At 63.4% G+C, this 7,711-nt stretch carries 8 protein-coding genes and 1 pseudogene; 5 read left to right on the top strand and 4 right to left on the bottom strand.

Annotated features, from left to right (window positions below; genetic code table 11):
• A pseudogene (locus tag AACR77_RS15550) lies at window positions 1–433 on the bottom strand (LysR family transcriptional regulator); the annotation flags it as partial.
• A 76-nt stretch (window positions 434–509) separates the two neighbouring features.
• Between AACR77_RS15550 and AACR77_RS15545 the strand changes: the two are divergent.
• The 4 genes from AACR77_RS15545 to mdtD all read left to right on the top strand — a co-directional run bounded on the left by AACR77_RS15545 (window position 510) and on the right by mdtD (window position 5,298).
• The gene (locus AACR77_RS15545; protein ID WP_042882656.1) at window positions 510–1,127 is read left to right on the top strand and encodes a LysE family transporter; all 618 of its coding nucleotides are present in this window, start codon (window positions 510–512) and stop codon (window positions 1,125–1,127) included.
• Between the two features lie 115 nt (window positions 1,128–1,242).
• On the top strand, window positions 1,243–2,649 hold the full coding sequence (locus AACR77_RS15540) for a D-arabinono-1,4-lactone oxidase (RefSeq protein ID WP_042882653.1): 1,407 nt from the start codon (window positions 1,243–1,245) through the stop codon (window positions 2,647–2,649).
• A 71-nt stretch (window positions 2,650–2,720) separates the two neighbouring features.
• A complete protein-coding gene (locus AACR77_RS15535; RefSeq protein WP_029314837.1) occupies window positions 2,721–3,848 on the top strand; it encodes a CobW family GTP-binding protein in 1,128 nt (375 codons plus the stop codon).
• 61 nt (window positions 3,849–3,909) lie between these two features.
• A complete protein-coding gene (mdtD, locus tag AACR77_RS15530; RefSeq protein ID WP_010675801.1) occupies window positions 3,910–5,298 on the top strand; it encodes a multidrug transporter subunit MdtD in 1,389 nt (462 codons plus the stop codon).
• A gap of 9 nt (window positions 5,299–5,307) precedes the next feature.
• On the opposite strand, the gene AACR77_RS15525 is transcribed toward mdtD, so the two are convergent.
• The 3 genes from AACR77_RS15525 to folB all read right to left on the bottom strand — a co-directional run bounded on the left by AACR77_RS15525 (window position 5,308) and on the right by folB (window position 6,788).
• Window positions 5,308–5,790, bottom strand: coding sequence for a YbaK/EbsC family protein (locus tag AACR77_RS15525; protein ID WP_042882651.1), 483 nt, complete (start codon window positions 5,788–5,790; stop codon window positions 5,308–5,310).
• A gap of 117 nt (window positions 5,791–5,907) precedes the next feature.
• Window positions 5,908–6,417: a 2-amino-4-hydroxy-6-hydroxymethyldihydropteridine diphosphokinase gene (gene folK, locus AACR77_RS15520; RefSeq protein ID WP_042865424.1), complete on the bottom strand. Its 510-nt coding sequence runs from the start codon at window positions 6,415–6,417 to the stop codon at window positions 5,908–5,910.
• On the bottom strand, window positions 6,417–6,788 hold the full coding sequence (gene folB, locus AACR77_RS15515) for a dihydroneopterin aldolase (RefSeq protein WP_010675798.1): 372 nt from the start codon (window positions 6,786–6,788) through the stop codon (window positions 6,417–6,419). The genes folK and folB overlap by 1 nt, the downstream gene beginning before the upstream one ends.
• Window positions 6,789–6,959: 171 nt before the next feature.
• On the opposite strand from folB, the gene plsY reads away from it, so the two are divergent.
• Entirely contained in the window at window positions 6,960–7,622 is a 663-nt protein-coding gene (gene plsY, locus AACR77_RS15510; protein WP_029314836.1) for a glycerol-3-phosphate 1-O-acyltransferase PlsY, read from the top strand.
• The last annotated feature ends 89 nt before the right edge of the window (window positions 7,623–7,711 follow it).

Below are 7,711 nucleotides of genomic sequence, written 5' to 3'. Positions count from 1 at the left end.
AAAGCTGAGGGCGCCGCCGCCCGCCATCAGGTGTACGTCTAGCTCCGGGTGCAGGGCCTGGAAGGCGGGCCAGCGCGGGATCAGCCAGCGCATCAGGAGGGTGGGTTCGCAGGAGAGCACCAGCGACTGGGGACGGCTCTGCTGGCGCAGGGCCTGCGCCGTCTGGCGGATGCTGCCCAACCCCTCTCTGACCGCCTGATAGAACCGTTCACCCGCGTCGGTCAGAAAGACCCGGCGCTGGCGCCGCTCGAACAGCATGACCCCCAGATCCTCCTCGAGCAGTCGTACCGCCCGGCTGATGGCGCCATGGGTGAGATGCAGTTCATCGGCGGCGCGGCCGAAATGCTCGGTGCGGGCCGCGACCTCAAAACAGCGCAGGGCGGTGAGGGAGGGAAGCGAGAGGGCTTTTTGTGAGTTTTTTTTCACCATTCATGTCAGAAATCATCGTTCGTTATTGGTGTTGTTGGCAAATAAAATAGCCGATATCCCCTCTAATCAGGACTCTTTTCATGACCGAACTGTTAGCCGTTGTCGCCATTACCCTCTTTGCCGTCATCAGCCCCGGGCCCGACTTTGCCATGGTGTCGCGCAACAGCCTGCTGCTCTCGCGCCGCACCGGCGTGTTGACGGCGCTCGGCATCGCGGCCGGGGTCTGCGTGCACGTGACCTACACCCTGCTGGGGGTGGGCCTGCTGATCCAGCAATCCCTCTGGCTGTTCAACCTCATCAAGCTGGCAGGGGCCGCCTATCTCATCTTCCTCGGCATCAAGATGCTGCGGGCCAAACCGGCTGCCGATGAAGAGAGCATCTGTCAGCCTGCCCTCTCCAGCCTGGGGGCGCTGCGCACCGGATTTCTGACCAATGTGCTCAATCCCAAGACGACCATCTTCATCGTCAGCCTCTTCATGCAGGTGGTGCAGCCGCAGACGCCGCTGGCGGTCCAGATCGGCTATGGCGCCTTCATCGCGCTGGCGCACGCCCTCTGGTTTGGTGCGGTGGCGCTCTTCTTCTCCACCCCTGCGGTGCGGGACCGACTGCTGGCGGTACGCCACTGGATCGATCGGGTGTTCGGGGGCCTGCTGGTGGGATTCGGCATGTTGCTGGCATTGACCCAGCAGACGCGCTGAGGCGGGGAGGGGCGCTCCCCCTATCCACCCCCGACTGTAGGGTCTTGTTTTTCATGCCTTGGCAGCCACTTTTCGGTAGAATTGGCGCTCATTTTGAAGTCAGATGAGGCGCGGTATGACGGTCAGGTTCCAGGCATTTCACAGCATCAAGGCGATTGGCAATCGGGAGGTGCTGTTCAACTGGTCCAGAACCAACCCCCTCGGCGCCCTTGATCAGGTGTGGCGCCCGACGACCCGTGACGAGCTGCAGCAACTGCTGCGGGAATATCCCGAGCGCAAGCTGCGGCTCATCGGCTCCGGCCTCTCTTTCGAACCCATCCACAGCGTCTACGCCGAAGGCAGCCAGGCGCTGCTGGTGGACCTGCACCACCTGCGCGGCCAGCTGGACAAGACTGCCGATACGGTGACCTACCTGGCGGGGACGCCGCTTGATACCGTCTATGCCGACCTCATCGCCATGGCTCGCATGCTGCCGGCGTCCCCCGGCGTCATCGGTATCCAGACCCTGGGCGGTGCGCTCAGTACCGGCACCCATGGGCAGGGACTGCACCAGTCCGCCCTGTGCGATGCGGTGGCTGCCCTGACCGTGATGCTGGCGAGCGGCGACATCATCCGTGTGGATCGCACCGATCCGCGCTTCGGCGCCTTCGTGATGGGCATGGGGATGCTCGGCATCCTGCTGGATGTGACCCTCAACACCGTGCCCAACCGCATCATGCGCTGCACCAAGTTCACCACCGACTACCCCTTCCTGCTGGAACACAACGAGCGCCTCAACCGGGAGCACGCCTTCGTGAAGAGCTGGTGGTTCGCCTGGACCGGCGAGAGCCACATCTGGCTGGTGGATCCCGCCTCCGATGACGAGGTGGCCCGCTACCGCGCCGGGGGCAGCGAGCCGCTGGTGCTGGAGGGAGACATGGACGAGCGCATGAACCTGGCGCTCAATGCCACCATAGACGCGACCCTGCAGAAGATGGCCAGAGACACCAAGGACGAGGCCAGGGCAGGCGAGCACTTCGAGACGGTACGCCGCTTCAAGGACGCCTCGGATCTGGTGGGCAACGTCTACCAGATCCTCTGCAAGGGAATTCCTGCTCCCCAGATCAACTGCGAGGTGGCCGTGCCCCTCGAACGCATGGGGGAGGCCCTTGCAATCCTGCAGACATGGCAGGAGGCGAACCCCGGCGTGCTGCACTACCCCTTCATCCTGCGCTGCACCGGTCCATCCGTGGCCTGGCTCAGTGCCGCCCATGGCAAGTCGGTGTGCTGGATAGGTTTTCTGGTCTATCTGGCGGCGGACGGGACCTTTGTCGGGGGCTCCATGGAGCAGATGCGCGAGTTGCAGCAACTGCTGGTGCCCCTCGGCGGCATTCCCCATTTCGGCAAGCACCTGGCGATGGACCTCTACGACTTCCCGGCCCTGTTGCCGCGCTGGCACGACTTCCTGGCCCTGAAGCGGGAGCTTGACCCCCATGGCCGTTTCGAAAACCGCTGGCTCGGCGACCTGTTCGCCAACCGGTAAGGATCTGACATGACCGATATGCAAGACACTCGCTTACTCATCCTCCTGCCGATCAGAGGGGGGGCAACCCGATGACAGACATGCAAGACACCCGCATCCCCGTGACCCTGCTGACCGGCTTTCTCGGCAGCGGCAAGACCACCTTGCTCAACCACTGGGTCAAGCAGCCCGAGCTCGGGGAGTGCGCCGTGCTCATCAACGAGTTCGGCTCCGTGGGGCTGGATCACCATCTGGTACAGCAGGTGGACGAGCAGGTGGTGCTGCTCGATTCCGGCTGCATCTGCTGCTCGGTGCAGGGCTCCCTGGTGGAGGCGCTGCAGGGGCTCTTCATGAAGGCCATCCAGCGCAAAATCAAACCCTTCAAACGGCTGATCATCGAGACCACGGGTCTGGCCGATCCGGCCCCTGTGCTGTTCACGTTGAGGGAAGAGGGCTTTATCGCCCAGCGCTACCGCTTCGACGGCACCGTCACCGTGGTGGATGCCGGTCATATTGAGCAGCAGCTTGCGGCTCAATATGAGGCGGTCAAACAGGTGGCGCTGGCGGATCTGCTGGTGGTGAGCAAGGGCGATCTGGTGGATGAAGAGACCCTTGCTCGGGTGGAAGCCCAACTGGCGGCCCTCAATCCGGCAGCTCCCATCCAGCGGGTCAGCAATGGGGTGCTCTCACCCGCGGTGCTGGAGAAGCTCGGCGCCTACAACGAGGCGGCGGGGCGCGACGTGCGCCAGTTGCTGGCCTGGCTGCGTACCGAATCCCCGAAACAGGGGCTGGCTTCGCCCATGCAGCCGAAGATGACGCCGTTTGCCGCCAAGGTGGGGACGGCCGCGCCCACCCGCTTCGAGCACGGCAATATCGAAAGTTTCTCCCTGCGCATCGGCGAGCCGCTCAAGCCCTCCCGCCTGCTGGCCGCTATCGATGCGGTGCAGGCGCAATACGGTGATGCCCTGCTGCGTCTCAAGGGGATATTGCAACTTGAAGGGGAGAGCCAGCCAGTGGTGATCCACGGGGTGCACGGCCAGCTCTATCCGTTGCAGGCGCTGGGGGAGTGGCCCGAAGGCAAGGCCCAGTCCCGGCTGGTTTTCATCGTGAAGAGCCAGGACAGGGTAGGCATAGAGCAGTTGTTCCTCTCAACCCTCAAGGCCCCCGAACCCAGCCTGGAAGAGCACCTCAAGGCCATGCTCGGCCAGCCGGATGCCTGATATGCTGATATGACCCGCGCTCGTGCGGGTCTTTTCTTATGTGATGAGGAGAGACAGAACCATGCCTGACAGCTCCCCGATGGTGACGCCCGCCCAGCGCAAATGGCTGCCCTGGCTGACGGCGGTCGGTTTTTTCATGCAGACCCTGGATGGCACCATCCTCAACACTGCCCTGCCCAGCATGGCCGAGGCCCTGGGCGAGAGTCCGCTGCAGATGCAGTCCGTCATCATCGCCTACATGCTGACGGTGGCCCTGCTCATTCCTGCCTCCGGCTGGCTGGCGGACAGATTCGGCACCCGCCGGGTCTATCTGGTCGCCATCCTGCTGTTTACCCTGGGTTCCCTGGCCTGTGCCATCGCCAACACCCTGCCCATGCTGGTGATCGCCCGGGTGTTGCAAGGGGTCGGGGGGGCCTTGCTGATGCCTATCGGGCGTCTGGCGGTGCTGCGGGTCTACAGCAAGCATGAACTGCTGAGGGTGATGTCGTTCGTCACCATCCCCGGTCTGCTCGGCCCCCTCATCGGCCCGGCCCTGGGGGGCTGGCTGGTGGAGGTGGCGAGCTGGCACTGGGTCTTCCTCATCAACCTGCCGGTGGGCCTGCTCGGCTTCGTGGCGAGCTGGCACTTCATGCCCGACCTTCGCCAGCACACCGCCAGGTTTGACTGGCAGGGGTTTGTGCTGTTCAGTGTCGGCATGGTGCTGGTATCCGTCGGTCTGCAAGGCCTGGGGGAGCACAGCATCTCAACCGGCTGGGCCCTGTTTGCGGTATTGTTCGGTCTGGCCGCCATGGCGAGCTACTGGCTCTATGCCGCCACGGCGGAGCAGCCCCTGTTCAGTCTGGCGCTGTTCAAGACGTCCACCTTCGCCATCGGTATCTGGGGCAATCTGTTTGCCCGCCTCGGCAGCGGCGCCATGCCGTTTCTCACCCCGCTCTTCCTGCAACTGGGGCTCGGCTTCTCCCCGAGCAAGGCGGGGATGACCATGATCCCCACGGTGATCGGCGCCATGCTGACCAAGACGCTGGTGAACAAGCTCATTCCGCGCATCGGTTATCGCCGCATCCTGATCGGCAACACCCTGGCGCTCGGGGCCATGATCGCGAGCTTCTATTTCATCGACAACCAGGTGCCCCACGGCGTACTGCTGGTGTGGCTGGCGGTCTTTGGCGCCATCAACTCCCTGCAATTTTCCGCCATGAACACCCTGACCCTGCAGGATCTCAGCAGCGAGCACGCCAGCAGCGGCAACGGTCTGCTGTCGGTGGTGATGCAGCTCTCCATGAGCCTGGGGGTGGCCATCGCCGCCAGCCTGCTGGGGCTCTTCTCCATCGGCCAGCCCGAGGAGAGTGGCCGCTGGCTGGAGGGGTTCCACCTCACCTATCTGTGCATCGGTCTGATGTCCATGCTGGCGGCGCTGATCTTCGCCCAGCTGGCGCGGGAAAAGCGCTGAGTCCCAGGCTCAGGGGGCGGGCAGGTAGCTCACGTCGCAGGGCAATCGGGCCAGCAGTCCGGCCAGGTGGGTGGTCTCCAGCAGGAAAGTCTGCTCGGGGTGGCCCGGCGTCCAGGTAAAGGCGTGGTGATTCATGAGCACGGGATCCACCAGCAGGGGGATGTCGGCGCGGGGCAGGAAGGGGCAGACGGCTCCCGGCAGGCAGCCAATCTCGGTCTGCATCTCGTCGGCGGTGCAGATGGAGGGTTTGGCACCGAGCGCCGCCTTGACCGCCTTGCAGTCGAGCCGGCCGTCCCTGTGGGTCAGCAGCAGGGCGAAGCGACCATCCTTGAATTTGAGGAAAAGGGTCTTGCTGAACTCGGCCTGCCAGCCGAGGCGAGCCTTGACCCGCTCGTCGGTGGCGTAATCGAGGATGGGTTCGTGCTCGAAGCGCTGGTGGGGCAGGCCGGTGAGCAACTGACGGTTGAAGTCGTGAATGGCATCGAGTGGCATGGGGTTCTCCTGTGATGGCGGTCATCCTGCCACTTGCACCGGCGCAGGCCCAATCACCGTTTCTTATCCATCATCAGCGGAGTCATCAACAAGGGCACCCGAGGGTGCCCTTGTTGTTCAGTGATGCTGCAATTCGCCCGCTTTCCAGTGGAAGGGAATGGGGTCAAGGCGCTGGGAGGCTTTGTCGTAACCTGCCCACAGCTCACCGATGGTGCGACCATCGATGGGGTGGCGGAATGTGGGGGCCAGCTCCGCCAGCGGCCAGAGCACGAAGGCGTTGGTGAGGATCTCGCCGCGCGGCAGCACCAGCGGCGTCTCGCAGACCAGCTCGCCGTAGAGCAGCAGATCGAGATCCAGGGTGCGGGGGGCGAACTTCTTGGCATCCGGCTCGCGGCCGTGAGCGAACTCCATGGCGCGCAGCCGCTGGCACAGGGTCGCCAGGGGCAGCTCGGTATCGGCACCCACCACCAGGTTGTAGAAGGGGCGGCCGTTGAAGCCCACTGCCTCGCTCTCGAATACCCGGGAGACCTGCAACTCGCCGAATTCGGCGTGCAGGGCATCGAGGCCGGCGCGGATATGGCGTTCCCGATCGATGTTGGATCCCAGACTGATATAGATGCGGGTCATCAGTTGGCGCTCGCAGCCGGCGTGCGATGGCGCAGGATCTCGACCCCGACACCTGCCGCATTGGGCACGGCACCCGGTTTGGTCAGGGTCACCTTGACCCACTGTACCCGCTCGTCTTCCAGCACCAGGGCGGCGACCTGCTCGGCCATGGTCTCTACCAGCTCCACTATCTTGCCCTGGGCGTGATCACAGATCTTGCGAGAGAGGGTGGCGTAATCCAGCGCCAGATTGATATCGTCGGTTGCGGCGGCTGGGCGATTGTCAAACCCCATCTCGAGGTCGAAACAGAGCTTCTGGCGAATGCCCTTCTCCCACTCATATACCCCTATGGTGGTCAAAACCTCGAGTCCGCGAATAAACACCTTGTCCATGACAGTACTTCTTCTTTACTCTTGATGGGCTGTGAAAACAGCGCAGGGATGCAGGCCCGGCAAGCAGATTGCCGCTGGCGGCCGGTTTGGGCGACACGCTTTCGGGCAAGCCCGGGCCTGGGAATGTGGCCCGCATCATACCCCATTCATATCGTGGTAAAAACGACCAAGATGACGGCCCTGACGATTTTGATGATTATTCTGGCCTATCTGGGCGGCTCGCTGTCCAGTGCCGTGCTGGTTTCCCGCATCACGGGTCTGCCGGATCCCCGTGACCATGGTTCCCACAACCCGGGGGCGACCAATGTGTTGCGCCTCGGCGGCCGGATGGCGGCGCTGATCGTACTGCTTCTCGACGTGCTCAAGGGGATGGCCCCCGTCTACCTCGCCTGGTATCTGCAGATCAAGCCCGTCTACCTCGGCTTTATCGGGGTGGCCGCCTGTCTGGGCCACATGTACCCCCTCTTCTTCCACTTCCGTGGCGGCAAGGGCGTCGCCACCGCCCTCGGTACCATGCTGCCCATCGGCTTTGCCATGGGGGGCGCCGTCATCACCACCTGGCTGCTGGTGCTGCTGGTGAGCGGCTATTCGTCACTGGCGTCCATCGTGACCGTGTTGCTGACTCCGCTCTTTACCTATCTGCTCAAACCGGAATACACGTTGCCGGTCTCCCTGCTCTCCTGTCTCATCCTGATCCGTCATCACGAGAACATTACCCGCCTGCTCAAGGGGGAGGAGTCCCGCCTCTGGGGGCGCCGGGGAGCGGTCCCGCCAGCAGAAGTGATGAAAATGGATGATGCTGCGCAAAAAAGAGACGAACGAGACGAAAAGTGAAATTTCCCGTTGACCACCTGCCCTAAAATCCGTTTAATAGCGCCCACGCCCAGATAGCTCAGTCGGTAGAGCAGGGGATTGAAAATCCC

Origin of the sequence: Aeromonas sp. ZOR0002, assembly GCF_963866995.1 — a bacterium.
In the GTDB taxonomy this organism is placed as follows: Bacteria; Pseudomonadota; Gammaproteobacteria; order Enterobacterales; family Aeromonadaceae; genus Aeromonas; species Aeromonas caviae.
Note: the sequence above shows the minus strand (reverse complement) of the source record. Positions and strands in the feature narration are given on the sequence as shown.

What these genes read in the sequence shown, in the direction of transcription:
- AACR77_RS15545 (WP_042882656.1), top strand. Translation starts at nt 510, where the DNA reads ATGACCGAACTGTTAGCCGTTGTCGCCATTACCCTCTTTGCCGTCATC.
- AACR77_RS15540 (WP_042882653.1), top strand. Translation starts at nt 1,243, where the DNA reads ATGACGGTCAGGTTCCAGGCATTTCACAGCATCAAGGCGATTGGCAAT.
- AACR77_RS15535 (WP_029314837.1), top strand. Translation starts at nt 2,721, where the DNA reads ATGACAGACATGCAAGACACCCGCATCCCCGTGACCCTGCTGACCGGC.
- mdtD (WP_010675801.1), top strand. Translation starts at nt 3,910, where the DNA reads ATGCCTGACAGCTCCCCGATGGTGACGCCCGCCCAGCGCAAATGGCTG.
- AACR77_RS15525 (WP_042882651.1), bottom strand. Translation starts at nt 5,790, where the DNA reads ATGCCACTCGATGCCATTCACGACTTCAACCGTCAGTTGCTCACCGGC.
- folK (WP_042865424.1), bottom strand. Translation starts at nt 6,417, where the DNA reads ATGACCCGCATCTATATCAGTCTGGGATCCAACATCGATCGGGAACGC.
- folB (WP_010675798.1), bottom strand. Translation starts at nt 6,788, where the DNA reads ATGGACAAGGTGTTTATTCGCGGACTCGAGGTTTTGACCACCATAGGG.
- plsY (WP_029314836.1), top strand. Translation starts at nt 6,960, where the DNA reads ATGACGGCCCTGACGATTTTGATGATTATTCTGGCCTATCTGGGCGGC.